20 protein-coding genes and 1 pseudogene are annotated in these 22,357 nt (G+C 42.7%); 1 reads left to right on the plus strand and 20 read right to left on the minus strand.

Features of this window, described 5'->3' with window-relative positions; all coding sequences use genetic code 11:
- Positions 1-14: 14 nt before the first annotated feature.
- The 12 genes and pseudogenes from ACIROD_RS07615 to pruA form a co-directional block, all read right to left on the minus strand.
- Positions 15-1,241 carry a Ger(x)C family spore germination protein gene (locus ACIROD_RS07615; protein WP_402939206.1) on the minus strand — a complete coding sequence of 409 codons (1,227 nt, stop codon included), beginning with the start codon at positions 1,239-1,241 and terminating at the stop codon, positions 15-17.
- Complete coding sequence (locus ACIROD_RS07620) at positions 1,231-2,868, minus strand: spore germination protein (RefSeq protein WP_402939209.1); 1,638 nt, start codon at positions 2,866-2,868, stop codon at positions 1,231-1,233. The genes ACIROD_RS07615 and ACIROD_RS07620 overlap by 11 nt, the downstream gene beginning before the upstream one ends.
- A 178-nt stretch (positions 2,869-3,046) precedes the next feature.
- On the minus strand, positions 3,047-3,658 hold the full coding sequence (locus ACIROD_RS07625; RefSeq protein ID WP_402939212.1) for a DedA family protein: 612 nt from the start codon (positions 3,656-3,658) through the stop codon (positions 3,047-3,049).
- Between the two features lie 83 nt (positions 3,659-3,741).
- Positions 3,742-4,392, minus strand: a complete 651-nt coding sequence (locus ACIROD_RS07630) for a phosphatase PAP2 family protein (protein WP_402939215.1) — start codon at positions 4,390-4,392, stop codon at positions 3,742-3,744.
- A 290-nt stretch (positions 4,393-4,682) separates the two neighbouring features.
- Positions 4,683-5,918, minus strand: coding sequence for a cytochrome P450 (locus ACIROD_RS07635; protein ID WP_402940143.1), 1,236 nt, complete (start codon positions 5,916-5,918; stop codon positions 4,683-4,685).
- Positions 5,919-6,573: 655 nt separating this feature from the next.
- Positions 6,574-6,753, minus strand: a complete 180-nt coding sequence (locus ACIROD_RS07640) for a DUF4083 domain-containing protein (protein WP_230176665.1) — start codon at positions 6,751-6,753, stop codon at positions 6,574-6,576.
- Between the two features lie 124 nt (positions 6,754-6,877).
- Complete coding sequence (locus ACIROD_RS07645) at positions 6,878-7,549, minus strand: DUF975 family protein (RefSeq protein WP_101223087.1); 672 nt, start codon at positions 7,547-7,549, stop codon at positions 6,878-6,880.
- A gap of 446 nt (positions 7,550-7,995) precedes the next feature.
- Positions 7,996-8,184 (minus strand): annotated as a pseudogene (locus ACIROD_RS07650) (amidohydrolase); the annotation flags it as partial.
- A 117-nt stretch (positions 8,185-8,301) separates the two neighbouring features.
- A complete protein-coding gene (locus tag ACIROD_RS07655; RefSeq protein WP_076364404.1) occupies positions 8,302-8,556 on the minus strand; it encodes a biotin/lipoyl attachment domain-containing protein in 255 nt (84 codons plus the stop codon).
- Between the two features lie 35 nt (positions 8,557-8,591).
- Positions 8,592-9,857: a Glu/Leu/Phe/Val family dehydrogenase gene (locus tag ACIROD_RS07660; RefSeq protein WP_260358427.1), complete on the minus strand. Its 1,266-nt coding sequence runs from the start codon at positions 9,855-9,857 to the stop codon at positions 8,592-8,594.
- 22 nt (positions 9,858-9,879) lie between these two features.
- Positions 9,880-11,073: an ornithine--oxo-acid transaminase gene (locus ACIROD_RS07665; protein ID WP_402939219.1), complete on the minus strand. Its 1,194-nt coding sequence runs from the start codon at positions 11,071-11,073 to the stop codon at positions 9,880-9,882.
- Positions 11,074-11,091: 18 nt separating this feature from the next.
- Positions 11,092-12,639: an L-glutamate gamma-semialdehyde dehydrogenase gene (pruA, locus tag ACIROD_RS07670; protein ID WP_101223092.1), complete on the minus strand. Its 1,548-nt coding sequence runs from the start codon at positions 12,637-12,639 to the stop codon at positions 11,092-11,094.
- Positions 12,640-13,022: 383 nt separating this feature from the next.
- Between pruA and ACIROD_RS07675 the strand changes: the two genes are divergently transcribed.
- Complete coding sequence (locus tag ACIROD_RS07675) at positions 13,023-14,435, plus strand: sigma-54 interaction domain-containing protein (protein ID WP_402939222.1); 1,413 nt, start codon at positions 13,023-13,025, stop codon at positions 14,433-14,435.
- 605 nt (positions 14,436-15,040) lie between these two features.
- Here the strand turns inward: ACIROD_RS07675 and ACIROD_RS07680 are convergent.
- From ACIROD_RS07680 to nikA, 8 genes are all read right to left on the minus strand, one after another.
- On the minus strand, positions 15,041-15,727 hold the full coding sequence (locus ACIROD_RS07680; RefSeq protein ID WP_402939225.1) for an FMN-dependent NADH-azoreductase: 687 nt from the start codon (positions 15,725-15,727) through the stop codon (positions 15,041-15,043).
- A gap of 33 nt (positions 15,728-15,760) precedes the next feature.
- A complete protein-coding gene (locus ACIROD_RS07685) occupies positions 15,761-16,609 on the minus strand; it encodes a VOC family protein (protein WP_402939227.1) in 849 nt (282 codons plus the stop codon).
- A gap of 4 nt (positions 16,610-16,613) precedes the next feature.
- Positions 16,614-17,018 carry a DoxX family protein gene (locus ACIROD_RS07690; protein WP_260358432.1) on the minus strand — a complete coding sequence of 135 codons (405 nt, stop codon included), beginning with the start codon at positions 17,016-17,018 and terminating at the stop codon, positions 16,614-16,616.
- A gap of 282 nt (positions 17,019-17,300) precedes the next feature.
- Positions 17,301-18,065: an ABC transporter ATP-binding protein gene (locus tag ACIROD_RS07695; protein WP_101223097.1), complete on the minus strand. Its 765-nt coding sequence runs from the start codon at positions 18,063-18,065 to the stop codon at positions 17,301-17,303.
- A complete protein-coding gene (locus ACIROD_RS07700) occupies positions 18,062-18,859 on the minus strand; it encodes an ABC transporter ATP-binding protein (RefSeq protein WP_402939232.1) in 798 nt (265 codons plus the stop codon). The genes ACIROD_RS07695 and ACIROD_RS07700 overlap by 4 nt, the downstream gene beginning before the upstream one ends.
- Positions 18,856-19,695, minus strand: a complete 840-nt coding sequence (nikC, locus tag ACIROD_RS07705) for a nickel transporter permease (RefSeq protein ID WP_402939235.1) — start codon at positions 19,693-19,695, stop codon at positions 18,856-18,858. The genes ACIROD_RS07700 and nikC overlap by 4 nt, the downstream gene beginning before the upstream one ends.
- Positions 19,686-20,639 carry a nickel ABC transporter permease gene (gene nikB, locus ACIROD_RS07710; RefSeq protein WP_402939238.1) on the minus strand — a complete coding sequence of 318 codons (954 nt, stop codon included), beginning with the start codon at positions 20,637-20,639 and terminating at the stop codon, positions 19,686-19,688. Before nikB ends, nikC begins: the two co-directional genes overlap by 10 nt.
- Positions 20,640-22,166, minus strand: a complete 1,527-nt coding sequence (gene nikA / locus ACIROD_RS07715) for a nickel ABC transporter substrate-binding protein (protein WP_402939241.1) — start codon at positions 22,164-22,166, stop codon at positions 20,640-20,642.
- Positions 22,167-22,357: the final 191 nt, after the last annotated feature.

Raw genomic sequence — 22,357 nt, forward strand, 5'->3', positions numbered from 1 at the left:
CCACTTCCTTTCCATTATTGATCTTTCTTTTTTAAATTTGAAAGAAATGGCTTATTACGTAATCCGGTACGGCGAATGAAAGTTTCTACCTGCACATCAACTTCCAGTTTAGGAAAAGTATCGTCGTCCCAGTTTTTCTCTAGTTTCTTCCATTCTTTCGGATGGGATTCGTGCATGAGCTCCCCAAAGCCAAAAATATCGGATTTATTTTTTTGTGCCCGAACGATCGCACCTTCCATCTCCTTCTTCAATTCTTTCGCTAACTTCTTTTCAATATCTATCAGAACATGCATATCGGTTAGATTCAAAGGAACATTCACCTCCCGGACATCTCCCTCTGCACGGACCTTTATCGATATTTTCGGTTTGCCGTTTACCAATTTTACCCCGACGTTGGTTTTTTGCCGAATAACTGAATAGGTGATTGCGTCTTTTTTACCCTCCCAATCAAGGTTTAAATAGGTATTTTCGATCCTATCCAATACCCACATTGATCCTGTTGCCTTATCACCATCCAGCCAGTCAATCAATTTTCCATCTTTAAAAACACCTATCCCTGCTGCAGTAGGGTTTGCCTCAATATCCGAGGACATAGTATTCTCCATTTTATTTTCCTTACCCGTGTTTCCTTTCACGGTAAAACCGCTTATTATCGGTTCTTTTCCGGTACTAAGCAGATTCTTGATCGTTTCTTGGAGATTGATGCTAATACTTTTCCCCTGGGTTTTTTCAGTGGTTTCAATCGTCCTAATGACTTTTTCAGCAGATACCTTATCGATTGCAGTTAACGTTTCTACAATATCCCTTGCTTTCACACCCCGGGCAATCACGATCCTCGTAGTTGCCCTGAATTCCGGTGAGCGCTCAAACGCATCGAAAATATCGTTGAGGCCCTCCTCTTTTGCTAGTTCCTCACCGATGACAACCAGGTTGGCATGAGCAAAATACATATCTCGGGAGATTTTCGTTGAAGCGATGCTATCCAGGTCAAGCACATTATTTCCGGTGGCCCTATAAATGGATATCGGTGGATTTGTCCCGCCGCCGCCCTGAAGAGCTCCCGCTACATTGCTTGGATTGATGATTTGGAACGTTCCCACTAACTTTCCTTCTTTATTTCTATCGAGTCCGACCGCCGAGACGATGGCCATTTCGTTTAACTCTGTTTTATCCCAACAGCCTGTGGTGAATGTGGTGGCGATTAACATCATCAAGAGCGGAACTAATCTTTTACGATTCATTGCCTTCACCTTTTTTCCCGTCAGAAGTTTTCATTCCGCGCGATTCAGGAGGCAATGGTCTTTGATTCTCGCCTTCCCTTATCAGATTATTTTCGTTGGTTAAAAATTTTGGCCTTTCCTTAAATGCCCACATGGGTCTTCTGAAGAATGTGTCACCCAATCCTTCCGGATTCAGAGGGGCGAGCGGTGTCATATAAGGAACTCCAAGTGAACGCAGGCTGCATAAATGGACAATAAGGACGATAAAGGCTAAAATCATCCCATAAAAGCCTAAAGTGCCGGCACAAATAATGAATCCGAACCGCACAATGCGTGCAGAAATCGCTATGGAATAAGAAGGGGTTGCGAAACTGGCAATCGCCGTGATCGAGACGATGATGACCATTGCCGGCGATACGATACCAGCCTGGACAGCCGCCTGCCCGATGACCAATGCTCCGACAATGGACATCGTCGAACCAACGGCCTTTGGCATCCGAAGACTTGCTTCCCGTAATATTTCAAAGGTCATTTCCATAAGAAGCGCTTCAACGACGGCAGGCAAAGGAACCGTTTCCCTTTGGGCCGCTACAATGACCAGCAACTTCGTTGGAATCATTTCCTGATGAAAAGTCGTGGCTGCAACATAGACAGCCGGCCCGACTATCGAGATGATGAAAACGATGATCCGTAAAAAACGTGTGGCTGAAGCAATGTCGAAGCGATTATAGTAGTCTTCGACAGATTGGAAAAACTGTACGAATATTGCCGGTGCCACCAGGACAAAAGGCGTTCCATTAACGAATATCGCCACTCTTCCTTCCAGAAGGTTTCCTGCGACCATATCCGGTCTTTCTGTATGGTTAAGGGTTGGGAATGGGGTCATGACCTGGTCTTCTATCAATTGTTCAATATATCCTGATTCAAGAATGCTATCGATGTTAATTCGATTTAAGCGCTTCTTGACCTCCTCGACGATCCCTTCTTTAACAATTCCATTTATATACATGATGGAAACGTCCGTTTTTGTCACCGTGCCTATTTTCATCGACTCTATCCATAAATCCGGGGTATTGATGATCCGGCGTAACATGGCAATGTTCGTTCCAATCGATTCCGTAAACCCTTCCCTTGATCCCCGGACAGTCAAATGCGTGCTTGGTTCCTGAATCGAGCGCCGCTCTCCCCCTTTTGTACTGGCAACAAGGGCTATGTTGATACCATCAACAAAAATGATGCTGTCCCCTGATAATAAGGATAAAAATAGTTTTTCCCAGTCCGTGACCGTTTCTACACCACCGAGGGAAACCACGTCCTCAGAGATTACATCCAACGCTTCTTGTGGAAGTATTTTTTCTGATAGATGAGGATTTTTCATGATTGATTCAATTAAAAAGTCCGTAACGCTTGGATTATCAATCAGACCCTGCACATACAAAATAGTTGTTTTAATCTCCGGATTTTGCCCGATTTTCAGCGTTCGGATAATGATGTCGGGACTTTTTCCCGTCTTTTTCTTCACGATTTCCAGATTGGCCGAAAGGGAACTTTCAATATAATCAGGCGTTTTGCTTTTGGATTGACTTTCATCTTCCTTTTTCTTTTCACGTTGCTTCACTTGTCTCTTTTGTTTGAAAAAAGAAGCCATAGCACCGAACCTCATTCCTTTTTCGTTTCACTCATTTTGTCCAAAGCACTCCCCCTTTATTCTGGTTCAGCCTACTTCCTTCCATACAAAAAAGGCTGTCGCAATGACAGCCTTTGATGGTCATATTCGGTTTGGGAATGAAGTGCCGATGATAACGGCCCAATCAACTAAACTGAAATTATACTTTGCCTTTATTCCTTCTAAAAATCAAAACAACGAAAGCAATCAATAGCAAGGCCAGTATCGCATATACGATGTTTGAATAAATGTCCATGTACCCTACAATATCTTCCCACGAAGAGCCAACTGCTGCCCCGATATTCACCAAGATGATGTTCCAAATTAATGTTCCGGATGTTGTGTAAAGCAGGAAGAGCCAAAAGCTCATATGGGACATCCCTGCTGGAATCGAGATCAAACTTCTGATTAGCGGAACCAATCTACAGAAAAACACGGTCCATGCCCCATACTTGTCAAACCAAGAATTCGCCTTATGGACGTCCGACACCGTTAACCGAAAAATATGGCCCCATCTTTCCACGAACTTTTCAATGACCTTCACATCAAGAAGTAAACCAATTCCATAAAGGACGACTGCCCCTGCCACTGACCCAATAGTCGCAGCGATCACGACACCCATAATCGTCATATCCGCTGTTGTCGTCATGAAACCGCCAAAAGTAAGAATGACCTCAGACGGGATCGGCGGGAAAATATTCTCCAATGCTATTAATAGAAAGATTCCCATATACCCAAAATCATTCATGAATTCCGTAATCCAGTTTTCCATTTAATACGCTCCTAACTTTCTTGAATCAACAGCTGGCATGTTACCTGCCGGCTGCTTATCTTGCAATAACCTTGCTCCCTTTATTAACGATCTTTGTTCTTCCTCCGGTCTTGATACCTTTGGAAAAACCAGATGGAAATCGCAATCCAACAACCGCCCGCCAAATACCCGGCAATGATATCACTAGGATAATGGACCCCCAAATATATTCGGCTAATACCTATCGAGAGAATCATGATCATGCTGATCAGAATCAATAGAATCCTTGCCCACCTAGCCGTAATGTGACGCCATAGCAAAAATGTAAGAATACCGTATAAAGAAAATGCATTCATGGCATGTCCACTTGGGAAACTGTACCCCCCAATTTCGATGAGTCGATGTAAATCGGGCCGGGCGCGTTGAAAGAATAGCTTAACCATCAAATTGAGAAGAGGTGAACCCACCATGACTGCAGTGAATAAGACTAGTTCCAAACGATGCTTCAAAACCCTATATAGGAAAAACAAAATGACCAAGGAAAGGATGATCAGGGAAACGGTTGAACCTATGTAGGTAAAGAACTTCATGATGTCCGTGAGAAGTGGAGACTCCCATCCCTGCACCAAGGAAATCACATCTTCATCAAATTTCAGGTATTCATTTGCACTTATGGTAAATGCCATGAAACTGAACCCGATTAAAGAAAGTACACTTACTATAAAGGCAATGGTTAATTGCTGCTTTAATTTCATAATAACATCCTTTCACTTATTTAAAACCGATTCATATGCAAATTTCCATTTTATCATATCTTCTACATTGCATGGTGAGTGTAATCGCCCGCCAACCGAATTCAGGAATTTGCCTGGGCACAAAATTTACTACTTTATCATACTACTCCATTCGTCATTGTCACCTCAACTTCAGGTTACTATAAGATTTCCCGACGACTACAGGAACATCAACTCGATTTAAAGGGTGCCATTCAACATGCAAAAAGAAAAAAACCTTATGCAGGTTAGGGCACAAGGTTTTTCGTTTTTTAAATGCGGCTTGCCTTAAGCGGTAATGATGTCAAAGTTTGCCCGGTCGCTGAATCGGTAAGATTCTCTTCTAACTGGAACGATGGCACCGCTTCAATATGCTTGAATTTCTTCAGGAAGGCAGTAAGCGCAATCTTCGCTTCCAGCCTGGCTAGCGGCGCTCCCAGGCAGAAATGCGGGCCATTTCCGAAGGTGAGATGCTTCTTATTATTAGGGCGGTGGATATTAAGGGTGAAGGGGTCTTCAAACATCTCTTCATCCATATTAGCTGCACTCATCCAAACAACCACGTTATCCCCTTCTTTCAATTCCACTCCCAATAGATCGTTATCTTCCTTTACGGTTCGATCCAATTTAATAAGATTGAATCGGAATCGGAGCATTTCTTCGACCGCCTGCGGAACTAAATCCAGGTTTTCATGTAACTCTTGATAAACTTCCTTGTCATCATATAGCAGGGAATAAAAGCTATTGGCCAGTAAATGACTAGTTGTCTCTACCCCTGCCCCTAAAATCAGCATGGTCGTCCGGACAACCTCATCATCCGTAAACATTTCCCCATCCACTTCTGACTTCAATAGATCTGAGATGATATCATCCGCCGGGTTCAATCGTTTTTGCACAACAATCGGATACAAATACTGATAGTATTCTTTTGCGGCCACTTGCTTCAATTTATCTACTTCTTCTTGTTTTTCTCTATCAAAAGGAAGAAATAAGGTATCCACCCATTTCTTAAACAATAAACGATCTTTCGAGGGAACGCCCATCAAATCCGACATGACAATGATCGGAAGCGGACTCGCCAATGATTGTACAATATCGATTTCCGTTTCCTCATCCATTTGTCCAATCAACTCATCCGTAATTTCCTGAATGCGAGGTTCCCAGTTTTGAAGACTTCTAGGTGTGAATGCTGCGGCCAACAGTGAACGGCGTTTTCTATGCTCAGGTGGATCCGCCTCAGTAATTTTGATTTTATCAGGCACAGAACCTTCCTCACTATCCGTTCCAACCGATATGGTAGCCCGTTTACGCACACTTGAAAAATGTTTATAATCACTGAGAACCCGCTTCACATCTTCATATTTAAAAACATTCCACGTATCCGTTCCTTCGTGATAACTCACCGGGTCATTTTCTAACATCCGTTTACACCAAGCGTACGGACTGAATTCCTCCGTCCGTGTTTTAAACCTAGTAATTTCTTTTACTGCAATAACTTCTTTCATGATACCGACTCCTCCCACTTCTTAAAAGTTACCTAACAAAAGGATCGAATGTTCAGCATTACCATCTCAGTCGATTTGTTAAAGGGTCGAGCATTCCTGATAGACTTTTTCACCATATCCTTAAATACACATCTATTCCATTATAGGGTAAAACCCCGCAACAAACCATGCATCTTCCATACCAGCAGCCTTACATGAAATTTGCCCCACAATCCCAACAACCCTATGTAAAACTGCTTATTTTTTACAATTCCCTTTCTTTTTCTATTTTTTTATGTCTCTCAATTGAAGCTTAAAATCCAATCCTCATTTTCATATTCGGTGAAAGTCCTTTCACTAAGTTATTTCAGTATAAATTATTTTTATAATACCCGAGTTTGATTCGGAATGAATCCACTGCATGGAAAAACGGCTGCACAATGCAGCCGTCAGGTTAGTTAATCCCTCACTGGATTTAAGTGAATTTGTGACACTCCTGCCGAATAACTGGGATGGCCGAGACCCCACAGCCGGTTGCGGTGAGGAGGCTTTGGCAGGCAATCGGCGGAAAGGTAGCGGATTTCTGAAATCAAGCTGGAAATTTTTAAAAGAAAAAAACTGCAGGCAGACTCGCTTTTCTTCGAGTTTGTCTACAGTCTGAACGGCTGCACTGTAGCCGTCAATTTTTGCCCCTTTTAATCAGTTCATGCAAATCATCCATCTTCTTTTCCATGATATCCAGTCTTGTTTTACGGTGCTTGATTGAACGGAAAAGAGATACGGTTCCCACGATGATCAGGATTAGAAATACAAGACAAAACAATTGGTATACCATATCCGCAATATTATACCCACTCACTATGTAATCCCCCTAAATGGCATTCTCAATATTCTATTATACACCAGGCAAAATGAACAATTTAACCTTTTTAAGGGGAATCGGGAATAAAAAAACCGATAGCCAGTTGCTATCGGTTGATCTTTTATACCTCTAATTGTTGATCGTCATCTTGTGGCACAATTAATTCATTATAAAATGCAGCCATTGTTGTTCCTGCATAAGGAATCAACCATAGTAAACCAATTCCCAGCGTGAACATGCTAAGGATGCCCCATCCGATGAAGCTTAGGTGCATAAGGAAATACTTCCATTTCAAGCCCTTCATCCTTTTTCTGCTTTCTGTAATGCTTTCAAGCACCGTGTATTCAGGATGATCCTTCAATAAGAAAAACACCTGCGAATAGGCGATGCCTTTGATGATACCCGGAATGATTAATAATAATGACCATAAAAAAATGAAAATACCTTGTAAGATGGATGCCCCAATAAGCTTGAAAGAGGTTTTTCCTTCTTTATAGATAGCAAATACTTCTGGAATATCAGGGTTTCCTTCCCTAACCAAATTCAGGTAGAACCAAGTGGTTGAAATGGTAAGCGGGATTAAGGCAATGGAAAAGACGAGACTGAAGATATCAGACCATATCGGTGTTTCTTCCTGCATGAGCCATTGTGAAAACCCACCGCTTCCTATCACTTCGACAATTAAAGGTAAAATGATGTTGATCAAGAACAGAAGCAACATCAGCGATACAGTTACTCCCCATTTACCTCCCAACGACTGAAGGGCGTTCCTTTTTAATTCTGAGATTCTCATACTCCTATTTAACTCCCCTTTTTTAAACAGCGGAATTCTGAATATTCACCATTTAATTGTAAAATCTGGTCGAATAAAGAAAAACCACTATTTTTTTGATGTTTAAATCCCATGTTGTATTCTAACATAATATTTCTAGCTGTGGGCTTAATTTCCTAGAAAGCACACACAGATAAAGAAAAGCTGTTGAATCGGCTTCGAGCAACCATGAACAACTCCTTTCTCGCCTTGGCTATTGGCTTGTAACAGTTTATGAAAGCGAATATGACAATATGCCATCAATCATTCAGTGCCATAAACCATTTAATTCCTTCCATTTGAAAAAACCTTCGCGTAAACATACCCAATTAAGTGTACGGTCAGCGAAGGTGCGTTTATTATGTTGGGTCATGTACTTTCTAGTTCTATTTTCCTTCTCCCAGATAGACCGGGCCACTCATTTAATTCTATCCTAAAATCATTCGAACAACGTGTATAAAAATGTTAACACCATACTCTATGGCATCTTCGTCAAAAGTAAAACGCGGATGATGGTGGGGATAGGTTATTCCCTTTTCCTTATTCCCAGCTCCTATCAAGAAATAATTGCTAGGTGCCTTTTGTTGGAAAGCCAAAAAGTCCTCAGCCCCCATCGTTTTTTCTTTTCAAACTTTTTCCTGGCTTTGTCATCACCATATAAATCATCACAACAAAAAAAAGAGCACCCCAAAGCAGAAATCACTTCCGCCTTTGGAACACCCTCTTTCCTATAATCAATCAGAGCCAGTTATAACAAAATCGTCTTGGAGCAAAGCTAAAGGAAGCTTTCTATTTATAGGATCCCCTGCCGAAACATTAATTTCAGTAATGTGACCACTGGCACCTATTGAAACATCAATCAATTTCCCATCCTCCGTTTTCACTAAAAAGAGCCTCTCCCATTCATAAACATAGGAATTCTTTTGAACGTAAACTTGTTCGACGGTCCCATCCTGAGCACACTCGATGGTATGAATCGGTTTTAACACGGAATCACTCCTCCACTCTCCATTATTTGGCTAGCTTATACCCAGCCACGGAATATCGAGGCTTCTGCCATTTTTCTGACACCCACCATATACGCTGCCAGCCTCATATCCACTTTTCTTGTCTCGGACATTTCATATACTTGATTAAATGAATTGACCAATAACTCTTTTAATTTGGTTTGGACTTCTGCATCTTCCCAATAATAACCTTGATTATTTTGAACCCATTCAAAGTAAGAAACTGTCACACCGCCTGAGCTTGCCAATACATCAGGTACGAGAAGCACATTGCGTTCCGTCAAGATCTTGGTTGCCTCCAAAGTGGTAGGTCCATTAGCTGCTTCCACAACAATTTGGGCTTTGATAAGATGTGCATTTTCTTTGGTGATTTGATTGGAAATGGCAGCAGGCACTAAAATATCACAATCTTGTTCCAGAAGCTCCTGGTTGGTGATTGTATTATCGAATAGTGTCGTTACCGTTCCAAAGCTATCCCTTTTATCAAGTAAGTAATCGATATCCAGACCATCCGGTTTATAGATGGCACCATATGCGTCCGATATGCCAATCACTTTCGCACCAGCATCATGCATGAATTTGGCCAAAAAGCTTCCTGCGTTCCCAAACCCTTGGACGATGATGCGTGCACCTTTCAATTCTATGCCCTTACGCTTTGCCGCTTCCTCGATACAGATGGTGACACCTTGTGCCGTCGCCTTTTCCCTACCGTGTGAACCGCCCAGTACCAGTGGCTTGCCTGTAATGAAACCAGGCGAATCGTGTTCTCTTATTCTACTGTATTCGTCCATCATCCATGCCATGATTTGTGAATTCGTATAAACATCCGGGGCCGGAATATCTTTAGTCGGCCCCACTATTTGGCTGATTGCCCGAACGTATCCACGGCTAAGCCTTTCCAATTCACCGATGGACATTTGGCGCGGATCACAGATGATGCCGCCTTTTCCTCCGCCATATGGCAGATTCACGATTCCGCATTTCAAACTCATCCACATTGAAAGTGCCTTGACTTCTTCCTCATCGACTTCAGGATGAAAACGGATTCCGCCTTTCGTCGGACCTACAGCATCGTTGTGCTGTGCACGGTATCCAGTGAAAATCTTCGTCGAATTGTCATCCATCTTGATTGGAATCCGGACGGTCAGCATCCGAAGAGGTTCCTTCAAAAGCTCGAACACTTCTTCAGAATAGCCAAGCTTATCCAGCGCCTCCTTGATTACGACCTGTGTTGAATCAAGCAAACTGGCAGTTTCTTTTTCTTCTTTGACTGTTGTACTCAATTGAATTCACCTCATAGGTATATTAGGATAAAACTTTTTTAATGCGTTCGATTGCCCAATCCAAGTCTTCTTTTGTAATCACTAATGGCGGAGCAAAACGGATAACTGTATCATGTGTTTCTTTACATAGCAATTTTTCTTCTTTAAGCTGCTCACAATAAGGTCTTGCTGCTTCCGTTAATTCGACTCCGATGAATAAGCCTCTGCCGCGGATATCTTTAATCATTGGATTCTTGATTTCTTTTAAACTATCCATAAAGTATTGTCCAAGCTCCAATGAACGTTCAGCAAGCTTCTCTTCTTCAAGGACTTCCAATGAAGCGATGGAAACCGCACATGCCAATGGATTGCCGCCGAATGTAGAACCATGGGAACCAGGATTGAATACGCCAAGGATTTCACGGTTTGCAGCTACGCAAGAGATTGGGAAAACCCCGCCGCCCAGCGCTTTACCTAAAATGTACATATCCGGAACTACTCCATCCCAGTCAGAGGCGAACATTTTTCCTGAACGTCCAAGTCCTGACTGAATTTCATCAGAAACGAATAGGACATTATTTTCTTTACATAAGTCGTAAGCTTCTTTCAAGAATCCTTGTGGCGGTATGATGATTCCCGCTTCACCTTGAATCGGTTCGATTAAAAATCCAGCCGTTTGCGGTGTAATCGCTTCTTTCAATGCATCAAGGTCGCCGTAAGGGATAAGCTTGATTCCTGGCAGCATCGGTCCAAAGCCCCTTCTATATTCATCATCGGATGACAAGGACACTGCTGCCATCGTCCGGCCATGGAAATTCCCGATACATGCAATGATTTCAGCTTGGTTTTCTGCGATTCCCTTAACATCATAACCCCAGCGTCTAACAGCTTTGATTGCAGTTTCAACAGCTTCAGCACCTGTATTCATAGGCAGTGCCATGTCTTTTTTCGTAATGCGCGAAACCATTTCATACCATGGTCCTAATTTATCACTATGGAATGCACGGGACGTTAATGTTACGCGATCAGCTTGTTTTTTTAATTCGTCGATGATTTTCGGATGCCTGTGGCCTTGGTTCACTGCTGAATAGGCACTAAGCATATCCATATATTTGTTGCCTTCAGGATCTTCAACCCAAACTCCTTCTGCTTTCGAAATGACGATTGGAAGTGGATTATAATTGTTTGCACCATATTGTTCTGTTTGCTCGATTAATTTTTCCGTTAATGTTGTCATGTTGATTCCCCCTAAGATTTATAGCGTTTCAGAAGTTGTTTTTCCTTGAAGATGAAGAACTAAATAATCAGGACCGCCCGCTTTTGAATCTGTACCTGACATATTGAATCCGCCAAATGGCTGGTATCCTACAATTGCACCAGTACAGCCGCGATTGAAGTACAAGTTACCTACGTGGAAATCCTCACGCGCTTGTTCGATATGTTCAATGTTGTTCGAGATGACCGCACCCGTTAATCCATAATCCGTGTTATTGGCAATCTCGATTGCATGATTGAAATCTTTTGCCTTACAGAATGCAACCACTGGTCCGAAAATCTCTTCTTTCATGACACGTGCGTTCTCATCCACATCGGCAATGATAGTTGGCTGGATGAAGAAACCTTTTGAATTGTCTCCTTCTCCCCCTGTAACAATTTTCCCTTCTTCTTTACCGATTTCAACGTAGCTCATGACTTTGTCGTAAGCTGCTTGATCGATAACCGGACCCATGAAATTGTTTAGATCTGTTGGTTCCCCGACTGTTTTTTCTTTCGTTAATTCAATGGCACGATTCAAGACTTGGTCATATACATCTTCCACTATTACGGCACGTGAACAAGCAGAACATTTTTGACCGGAGAATCCGAATGCAGAAGCGACAATTGATTGTGCCGCCAATTCCAGATCAGCCTCTTTATCAACAACGATCGTATCTTTACCGCCCATTTCAGCGATGACACGTTTTAACCAAATTTGGCCTTCATGAACTTTTGCCGCACGCTCATAAATACGGATTCCAACATCACGAGATCCAGTAAAGCTGATGAAACGTGTACGAGGATGATCTACCAAATAATCTCCAACTTCAGCACCGCTTCCTGGAATGAAGTTCACAACTCCTGCAGGCATGCCCGCTTCTTCCAGCACTTCGATGAATTTAGCTGCAATGACCGGTGTTGTACTGGCCGGTTTCAATAAGACCGTATTTCCTGAAACAAGAGCTGCCGTCGTCATGCCTGCCATGATCGCAAACGGGAAGTTCCAAGGTGAGATGATGACACCGACACCAAGCGGGATATAATTGAAAGCATTGTGTTCAATCGGACGGCTTTCCACTGGCATGCCGTCTTTAAGCTTCAGCATTTGACGTGCATAGTATTCCATGAAGTCGATCGCTTCCGCTGTATCCGCATCCGCTTCATTCCAAGGCTTTCCTGCTTCTTTCACCAATAGAGCCGAGAAATAGTGTTTTCTTCTCCGTACGATGGCTGCAGCCCTGAATAAAATATTTGCACGCACTTCCGCTTTCGTTTTTCTCCAAGTTTGGAATGTCTTATCTGCCGCTTGCATAGCTTGCTCAGCAAGATCCTTATTCGCTTTGGATACGGTTCCAATAACTTCTTCTTTATTTGCTGGGTTTACAGAGGTAATGACTTCATCAGTAAACACTTTTTCACCATTAATGATCAACGGATATTTCTTCCCTAAATCATTAGCTACATCATTCAATGCCGCTTGAAAAGCTTTATTGTTTTCTTCGATTTTAAAATTAGTAAATGGTTCGTGTTTATATGTTTGGACCATTATAGCTCATCTCCCTAAAATTTTATGTTTTTTTCTTCACCCTTACTTAACAAGCAAGTTCCGTGCCAACTTTTCATTTTTTTGAAAAAATAATGATATTTCATTAGATATGCAATGAAATTCAGCACTTTTGGGGCAAAATTGACATAGTATGCCATCTTTTTTTGCTCTAATCCCTATTTATGTCGCTTAACCTTACACTTTTTATTAATGCAAGATTCATGCCAACTATAAAAACCATAAAAAACAGTGTTTTTTCACTTTTTCCGCAAAATATTTTTGCACTTCGATGCAAAATTATCTTGCTGTGCAAATTTTATTTGCGCCTTTACTTCAATTCCTCTACAATAGCTCTAAGAAAAGAAGAAAAACGGGAGGCATTCATGAATTTAGATCAAATCATTAAAATAGATGGTTTCCAATCCATCCTCTATTCGCTTGTGGATGTAATCGATACAGGGATACATATAATCGATATAAAAGGGCGGACCATTGTATATAACAAGAAAATGGCAGAAATAGAAGGAATGGATTCAGAAGAAGTGTTAGGGAAGAAGATTCACGAAATCTTTAAATTCAAGGAAGAAACGGAGAGTACATTAATAAGGGCACTTCATTCGGGTAAGACAACCGAGAACTCGAAGCAGACCTACTTCAATAATCTTGGTCAGGAAATTACAACAATCAATAATACGTTTCCGATTTTGGATCAAAAGCAAAATATCATCGGAGCAATTGAAGTGGCAAAGGATATAACGAATCTGGAAAGAATCATTAAAGATAATATCTTAAATAAGGGCGATACCAAATATACGTTTGACAGCATCATCGGAACGAGTGAAAATTTCCTGGAAGTCATAGAAAAGAGCAAGCGCTCGACCAGAACGGCATCCTCCATCCTCGTCGTCGGAGAAACGGGCACAGGAAAAGAGCTCTTCGCCCAAAGCATCCATAATGGCAGCAGCCGTTCGACACATCCTTTCATCAGCCAAAACTGTGCTGCCCTGCCAGATAGTCTAATTGAAGGAATACTCTTCGGAACAAAGAAAGGCGCCTTCACCGGATCGATTGAAAGGCCTGGATTATTCGAACAGGCACAGGGCGGTACCATCCTGCTCGATGAAATCAACTCATTAAATCCGAACATGCAAGCAAAATTATTACGAGCCCTTCAAGAAAGGACGATTCGCCGTGTTGGGGATACAAAGGATAAAAAAATTGACGTTAGGGTCATTGCAACGATAAATGAAGATCCGATAGATGCCATTGCAAATGATCATTTACGAAAGGATTTATACTACCGATTAAGTGTCGTTTCGTTATTCATCCCGCCTCTTCGTGAACGGAAAGAGGATATTCCTCTGCTGGCGCAATCCTTCATCGAGAAATTCAATGCGCTGTTCGAATTGAATATAGAAGGAATCAGCGAAGATGTCTACTCGCTTTTTTATGATTACGACTGGCCCGGGAACGTAAGGGAACTTGAACATATCATTGAGGGGGCCATGAATTTAATGGAACCTGGCGATACAAAGATTGCCATCACCCACCTTCCGGCTCTATTTAGGAAGAAAGCCCATTTGGAAGACATTCGTCCCGATAAAAAAGAAAATCATGAAAATGGAGATTTACAGGAGTCGACCTTATCTCTTGATGATTATATCGCCCATACTGAAAAGCAATACTTGGAGAAGATTTTAAAAGAACATGGGATGAATATCTCCAAAGCAGCCAAGGCCCTGAATATTAGCCGCCAAAGTCTTCAATACCGCTTGAAAAAGTATCAGGTCAAATAACACAAAGAAGGCCCCCATTATATATATGGTGGGCCCTTTAGTTTATCGGCGGAAAGCGAGCGGGTTTCATGCGTATACCCTAAAATAAATGCCCAAATTCCGAATAGTGAGGTGAAGGTTAAAAAAATTCGTGAACGGTTGAATTAAGTTACGTGTAGGTCGAATTAATGCATCAACGGTCGAATTAAATCCCGTGTAGGTCGAATTAAATGCCATGTAGGTTGAATTAATGCTTCAACGGTCGAATTAAATGCCATGTAGGTCGAATTAATGCATCAACGGTCGAATTAAATCCCGTGTAGGTCGAATTAAATGCCATGTAGGTCGAATTAATGCTTCAACGATCGAATTAAGGGTCGAATTTATGCCCCAACGGTCGAATTAAATCCCATGTAGGTCGAATTAATGCATCAACGGTCGAATTAAATCCCGTGTAGGTCGAATTAATGCTTCAACGGTCGAATTAAAGGTCGAATTAATGCGTGAACTGCCGAATAATGCCGTGTAGATCAAGGCAAACTCACTTTCTGCGAATTTGTCTACAGTCTGAAGGCCCTCATTGATAATGAGGGCCTTTTTTTGCTTCTATTCATTTTACTTCGCAATCAGAATGCTTCAGCCGCTTTTACAACGTTTTCCAAACCATCCGCGATGAGTTTTTGTGTCCGATCCGGATACTGATTATGTCCTTCAATGACCACGACATCCGGATTGTTAATTCCCCATAGGCCAATGATATTTTTCACTAAATTCACGGCCATTTCAGCAGAAGCCATTCCTTCTAATGCATAATCAGAACCGCGGGCATTCAATAGCATGACTTTTTTATCACCAGCATACCCGACAGGACCTTCTGCCGTATAATTGAACATTTTACCTGCTTGTGCCAAATAGGAAAGATATGTGATAAGCGGCGCAGGAACCGTTGCATTCCAAAGAGGGAAAGCGAATACCACTTTATCCATGGCCAGGAATTGATTTAAATATTGGTCAACCAGATCGGCCGCCTTTTCCTCTTCGGCTGTCAGTTCAAGACCTTGGTTACGTTTATACAAACCGGTAATTGCCGTATTTCCATAGTAAGGAAGTTCTTCTTTAAATAAATCCAGTTCTGTCACTTCATCTGTACGGTGTGTCTCTTTATATGCTTTTAAGAAGGTGTCATACATTTTCGAGCTGATTGCCTGTTCTGCAGGACGATCGTTCACTTTTACGAATAATACTTTTGTCATTTTTCCATTCTCCCCTGCCGCGGTTTCTTTATTTCTAAATAATCTACTTAAGAATCCCATATCCTCTCACCATTGCTTTCTGATTTATAATATTTAGACGATTAAATGAATCTCATTGCCTGATGGATCTGTTACAGCGAAAAACCCTTCTTTTTCCGTGACGACAGCCCCGATTCCTTTCAGTTGTTCGGTTACTTTTTTTCTCGCTTCTTCGTCTGCAAAAACGAGAGTATACCAGTTTAGCCCTACACTATTTTCCTTAGGAGCAGGGGCGCCAACGCCATTCCAAGTGTTCAACCCTATGTGATGATGATATCCACCGGTTGAAGTAAAGAGCGCTCCACCATATCGATTCACGACGCTAAACCCAAGACCTTGCATGTAAAACTCCTCCGTTTTACGTAAATCCGCTACATGCAAATGTATATGCCCCATTAAGGTACCTGCAGGCAGTTTGCTCCACTTGCCATCGCTTTCTTTCAGAAGGTCATTCCCATCCAGCGGATCCGTGCCCATTGCGACTTCCCCTCCGGCCCATCTCCAATCAGTTGATGGCCGATCAGAGTATACTTCAATCCCATTGCCATCCGGATCGGTAATGTACAGCGCTTCACTCACTTCATGATCAGCCGCTCCAAATGGATATTTCGTTTGAAGTAAATGGCGTAAAAAAATCGATAAGTCAGCACGGCTTGGCAGTAAAAGGGCAAAGTGATACAAGCCCGTCGTCCGCCCTTCTTTCGGAATCACATCTGCAGGCTGCTCAAGTGTCAGCAACGGGGTTTTACCGTCTGTCGTCAAAACAGCTTGCCGGTCGGTTTTATTCAATACTTGAAGACCGATGATTTCTTGATAAAACAGAATGGCATTATTTAAATCCAATACATTTATACTGACCTCGCCAACATAGGTAATCGGTTTTTGATGAAAATTTTTATCCATATTGTCACTTCCCTTTTTTATTGAAAATCACATGATCCAAAGAAAGAACCGTGCGGTTTGCACACGCTAGATAGACAGACATGGCAAGCAGTGCCAAGTCCAGTTCGTAACCCGCCGCTTGCCCGTTTCCAAGAAAACCAGCAGGTAATTTAGCCGTGAAAATCGCCCCCGCCATAATGACCGCAAATAGGACGGATACGATTCGTGTTCCCAAACCCAGTATAACCGCAAGTCCTCCAATCAATTCGATTCCTGCAACGATGTATGCCATGAAGCCAGGAATGCCAAGGCTATCGAAAAATCCCGCCGTATTTCCTATGCCCCCTTGAAACTTTGAAACGCCGTGAATGAAAAAAGTAAGACCTAAAATCACCCTTAAAAAAACTTGACCTGCATCATTTTTATTCATGTATGAATTCTCCTTTTGTCAGTTACTTTATGTAAGTAATTATATTTTCATAAGCTTATAATGTCAAGTAAGTTTATTGGAATTCATTTTTTTACCTAAAAAAACGAATTGCCGAAAGCAACTCGTTATATGGTGTCACTATTTAAATGTGTAATAAATGGTTGAATTGATGATGAAAGAATCCGCAATCGTTCTCCCGACTTCCTCACATGCCACCCTACTTCCTCCTTAAGAACTTAATTGAAATCTTTACGATTTAAAACTCAAATAAACACAACTTCATTATTCAAACATCGAAATCAGTTCTTTTGTGTATGAATGGCGATCGCTGCAAAAAAGCTGTTCTTTTTCAAAAGAATCCACAATAACACCCCCTTTCATCACCATGATCCGTTGGCTCATCTCCTGTACAGCCGATAGATCATGGGAAATAAAAAGGTAAGAAATGTCCAAAGTCTCCCGCAGCCCGCCTAACAATTTCAGCACCGCCGCTTGAGACAGAACGTCCAGGCTTGAAGCCGGTTCATCCAATATAATGAGGGCCGGTTCAATGCTGATTGCGCGTGCAATGGTCACCCGCTGCTTTTGTCCGCCGCTTAGCTCATGCGGGTAACGTTCAGCAAAACTCCTTGGAAGCTCCACAGTTTCCAGGAGCTGTTCGATAAAGTTCGCTTCACTTGTATAAGTAAAATGTTTCAGATTTACCTGACTTCCAAATTGAAGATATGGATCCATTAGTGAATCTTTAATCCTTAGTTTTGGATTCAAAGCCGATGCAGGATTCTGCAAAACAGCCTGGATGTTCTTACGATACGGTTTTAAACTGCGTTCGCTTTTGTTTTGCAGCGCCGTTCCTTCAAATAGGATGCTGCCCTGGTCAAAAGATTCAACCTGAAGGATGAGTCTTGCCAATGTGCTTTTTCCGCTCCCGCTCTCTCCCACTAATCCAAGGCATTCCTTCCTTTCGATGCTGAAATTCACGTTCCTTAGTATTTCCACTCCGTTATCATAGCTTTTATGGACATTGCGTACGTCTAATAAACTCATCCTGACACTCCTTCAAGCTTAAATGGAATTCTGCTCAATGATGGTGATGATTGAATCAGTTCATTCGTATAAGTGTGCCGCGGATGATTCAATACCTGATTTTTATCACCGGTCTCAATGATGGCCCCGTCTTTCATGACCGCAATGCGATCCGCATACTTCCTGACATGACGTAAATCATGGGTAATGAACAAGATCGCACATCCGGTTTCTTTTTGGAGCCTTGATAACAGCTGTAAGACCTTAAATGAAGATACACTGTCCAAGGCTGTGGTCGGTTCATCCGCTATCAATATATCCGGCTCAAGCAGCAGGGCTATTGAAATGGATACACGTTGAAGCTGCCCGCCGCTTAATTGAAAAGGGTATCTGCTGTAGATATCTTCATTCAGGCCCACCGAAATGAGCGCCTTGACCGCTTGCTTGCGCCTCTCCTTTTTGGAAAGGTTCAAATGTGTTCGCTGATATTCGTCGAAATGTTTACCGATGGTAAGGAACGGTGTAAATGAACCCTGGTAATCTTGAAAAATATAAGCCAGGCGGTTTCCGCGAATCTTCCTGATTTCTGAGGAAGATAGCGTTAATAAATTCTTTTCCCCGTACCATATTTCTCCCTTCGCTTGGAGATTGGGTGCAAGCAGCTGACATATTGCCATGGCAGTCATGCTTTTGCCGCTCCCGCTTTGTCCGACAAGTGCGAACCATTCACCTTTCTGCACATCCAATGAAATATCCTTGACGATATGATTTTGCTTCCCCATGATATTTAGATGCCTCACGGATAAAATGCTCATGATTCCACCTCCTTTTTCACATCGAATGCATCGCGCAAATAATCACCGAGCATGTTGGATAGAAGGACGACAAATACGATGGCTAGCCCTGGGTAAATCATCAGCAACATATTGGATTGAAAGTATGGACGGGCATCATTCAGCATGGCTCCCCACTCTGGTGCCGGCGGCTGCGCCCCGAGCCCGATATATGATAAGGAAGATATGAGCAAAATGATTTTTCCTAAATCAAGGCTAGAAAGGACCAGCACGTTCCCGATAAGGTGCGGAAATAGATGCTTCCGCATGATTCCAAATGAACTTAATCCATTGATTTTAGCAACTGTGACATAGTCCTCCTGACGTTCGGTGATCACCGCACTTCGTACAAGCCGGGCATAATTCACCCATTTCACTAGAACGATCGCCAACAGGAGATTTTCGATTCCTGGTCCTAATAAACCACTAAGCACAATGGCAACGATCGTATCAGGGAATGCGAGAAACGCGTCGGCAATTCGCATGAAAATCCGATCGATCAGACCTCCTTTAAAACCGGCAATCACACCGAACGGGACGCCGATGATAACCGCGGCAAACAAAGATAAGAGACCGTAGCCAACCGTCAGCTGTGCGCCAAGCAGAAGACGTGTCAATACATCACGCCCTAGATGATCTGTCCCTAACGGATGTTCCATGCTTGCCGGCCGTAGCCTTTCTCCCAGATTTACCAGAGCCGGATCATGTTCCAGAATAAGAAAGGTATAAGCCGTAACAGCAAGGACTGTGGCCATCACCGTAAAAAGGACTGTCATTCTCCAACGCCTTTTGGATTTTTTTTTGATAACTAACTCCATTTTCCATGCTTCCTTTCCTTCAGTCTTAGCTCCGGATTTAAATACCGATAAGATAAATCCACGGCACTATTAACCATGAATACAGTGATGGCCATTACCAACAGGTACCCTTGGATGACTGGATAATCCCGAGACCGAATCGAGTCCACGACCATCTTACCTATGCCTGGATAGGCAAAAATCACTTCGATCACCACTACACCGCCGATCAGGCTGCCAAGGCTGACACCGAATACGGTAATGACCGGGGGCAAGCTATAACGAAATGCATGGGCAAAGAATATCCGTATTTCTGATATCCCCCTAGATCTGGCAGCCCTGATGAAATCATGACTGAGGGAATCTATTAAACTCGAACGCAGCAAACGTACGTACACACTTGTGATGGCCAGTCCCAGCGTGACTGACGGCAGAATCAAAGAACGAAATCCGTCCCTGCCCATTGTTGGAAGGGCCCCCCATCGTACCGCAAATAAATCTATCAAGAGCAGCCCCAGCCAAAAGCTAGGAATGGCTGCGCCCAACAAAGAAACGGCACGGCTTATCTGATCAATCCAGCTTCCCCTGTACAAGGCAGCAAGCGAACCTAATGGAATGGCTATACCAAGCATGACAAGCAATGCGCCAATCGCCAGCTCAAGTGTTGCAGGCAGTCCGCTCATGATCATCTCCATCACAGGCTGATTCGTCAGATAGGAATGCCCGAAATCCAATTGGATAAAGTCCATAAACCAATCGCCATACTGCACTATCAGCGGATCATTGAACCCCAATTCTTCACGAAGCTCATTGACTTGCTCGTTTGTGATCGACACATCATCCACTTGAAGTATCGAGAGAACCGGGTCCCCTGGAGCAAGCCGAACAAAAAGGAAAGAGATGAATGTAATTACAAGGACAAAAATCACGACCTCAATGAATCGCCGGACTAAGATGCGCAACATTCACTTCACATCCAGTTCATTCGTCAGCATGTAGTATTCGCTTCTAGAAGTGATCCAGTTTTCAACTTTATCGGCATCATAAGCAACAAGTGTATTCGGATGTAAAATGAATGAATTATACACCTGTTCATCCACATACATCGCAATCTCCTCAGCTAAATCCGAGCGCTTCTCCTGTCCGACCGTTACGTTCAGCTCATCAATCAGGGACGTCAGGCGATCATCATCGGCCCCACTGAAGTTCAAGGCTCCCTTTGGATGGTAAGTAGCATTTAAATAATAACCAGCATCCCCGCGCGGAGCCGTTAAATTGCTGTAGGTCGTTAAATCCCAATCGCGATTGGCAGCCATATACTCTTCAGGGATTTCTATTTGCTTGATTTTCACATCAATCCCCAACTGGCCGGCATCCGATTGAAAAACTTGGGCAATTAACGGCAGGTCGGCACGTGAACTGTATGTAAGAAGTGTAAACGTTAACGGTTTGCCGTCTTTTTGCATGACACCATCCACTTTCTTATATCCCGCCTGATCAAGAAACTCCTTAGCCGCTTCCATTCCATTCTCTTTTTTCGGATAGTCCGGAGCAAAAGAGAATGTTGATGGAAATGGCCCAGTTGCCACTTCTGCATGACCATGTAAAATCGTATCCGCAATGGATGAACGGTCGATCAAGGCATCTATCGCCTTTCGGACGTGTATGTCCTGCAATGCTTTACGTTCCAAATTCATCGTCATTTGATGGACGCGGAAAGTGGATGTCGATTCAACCTTCACACCATCTATCGCCTTTAAATTTTCCAGGCTTTCCACTTCCGGACGGAAAACAATATCGGCGCCTCCCGATTCAAGGGCAAGAGACCGTGCATTGGCATCTTCATTAAACGAAAACCTGGCGCTCTCAAGCTTTGCGGCCCCATGCCAGTAAGACTCATAACGTATTAATTCAACAGCCGTACCTGGTATGAATTTCGAAACGGCAAATGGCCCTGTACCTATCGGCTTGTTTATATAGTCACTTTCCTTCACGTCAATAATCGATGTATTTGGATGAACCAATTCAGAAGGAAACTCAGGAAAAGGAACCTCCGTCTTAATCGTCAGCGCATTTCCGTCCGCTTCAATCGACTCAATGCGCAAGGCATTCTTGATCGCCGGACTATCTTTCACCGCCCTCTCCAACGAAGCCTTCACCGCTTTGCCATCCATCGGCTTTCCATTCTGAAAAGTCACACCCTCCCTTAACTCGATATTCCATAATTGACCGTCCTTGCTATCCCAGCTTTTCGCCAGCCAAGGTTCGATGGTCAGATCCTCATCATTGAGATGCACCAATGTCTCAGTGATCCCAGCCCTTAGTGACACATAACTAGTATCGACATTCGGATCAAGCGAGCTAGTCGCAAAATTAAAAAGCAAGTTCACTTCCTTCTCCCCTCCCACTTCATTCGCAGACTCGGTGGAACAAGCAGCCAAAAGTAAGAATGCTAAACAAACAATAAAAATTGATATACATTTCCTGAACACGATATATTTCCTCCATTACCTCAACTATTTTGGCCGACAAAAAATCGTATTGATTACGATTTAGATTGCAGCTTTACCATCATGACAAACGACGTAACACATCGCCGAATGCTTATCAGAAATCAAACTATGTAATCCTCCTCGAGAGTAAACATCAATTCACGAGTAAATGTGCTAAACTCACGAGTATT

Source organism: Peribacillus sp. NPDC101481 (genome assembly GCF_044767165.1).
Taxonomy (GTDB): domain Bacteria; phylum Bacillota; class Bacilli; order Bacillales; family DSM-1321; genus Peribacillus.

Excerpts from the sequence above, each read along its gene's own strand:
- ACIROD_RS07625 (WP_402939212.1), bottom strand. The coding sequence starts at position 3,658 with ATGGAAAACTGGATTACGGAATTCATGAATGATTTTGGGTATATGGGA.
- ACIROD_RS07645 (WP_101223087.1), bottom strand. The coding sequence starts at position 7,549 with ATGAGAATCTCAGAATTAAAAAGGAACGCCCTTCAGTCGTTGGGAGGT.
- ACIROD_RS07630 (WP_402939215.1), bottom strand. The coding sequence starts at position 4,392 with ATGAAATTAAAGCAGCAATTAACCATTGCCTTTATAGTAAGTGTACTT.
- ACIROD_RS07700 (WP_402939232.1), bottom strand. The coding sequence starts at position 18,859 with ATGAGCATTTTATCCGTGAGGCATCTAAATATCATGGGGAAGCAAAAT.
- pruA (WP_101223092.1), bottom strand. The coding sequence starts at position 12,639 with ATGGTCCAAACATATAAACACGAACCATTTACTAATTTTAAAATCGAA.
- ACIROD_RS07620 (WP_402939209.1), bottom strand. The coding sequence starts at position 2,868 with ATGGCTTCTTTTTTCAAACAAAAGAGACAAGTGAAGCAACGTGAAAAG.
- ACIROD_RS07615 (WP_402939206.1), bottom strand. The coding sequence starts at position 1,241 with ATGAATCGTAAAAGATTAGTTCCGCTCTTGATGATGTTAATCGCCACC.
- ACIROD_RS07695 (WP_101223097.1), bottom strand. The coding sequence starts at position 18,065 with ATGAGTTTATTAGACGTACGCAATGTCCATAAAAGCTATGATAACGGA.
- ACIROD_RS07665 (WP_402939219.1), bottom strand. The coding sequence starts at position 11,073 with ATGACAACATTAACGGAAAAATTAATCGAGCAAACAGAACAATATGGT.
- nikC (WP_402939235.1), bottom strand. The coding sequence starts at position 19,695 with ATGGAGTTAGTTATCAAAAAAAAATCCAAAAGGCGTTGGAGAATGACA.
- ACIROD_RS07680 (WP_402939225.1), bottom strand. The coding sequence starts at position 15,727 with ATGGGATTCTTAAGTAGATTATTTAGAAATAAAGAAACCGCGGCAGGG.
- ACIROD_RS07685 (WP_402939227.1), bottom strand. The coding sequence starts at position 16,609 with ATGGATAAAAATTTTCATCAAAAACCGATTACCTATGTTGGCGAGGTC.
- ACIROD_RS07690 (WP_260358432.1), bottom strand. The coding sequence starts at position 17,018 with ATGAATAAAAATGATGCAGGTCAAGTTTTTTTAAGGGTGATTTTAGGT.
- nikB (WP_402939238.1), bottom strand. The coding sequence starts at position 20,639 with ATGTTGCGCATCTTAGTCCGGCGATTCATTGAGGTCGTGATTTTTGTC.
- ACIROD_RS07675 (WP_402939222.1), top strand. The coding sequence starts at position 13,023 with ATGAATTTAGATCAAATCATTAAAATAGATGGTTTCCAATCCATCCTC.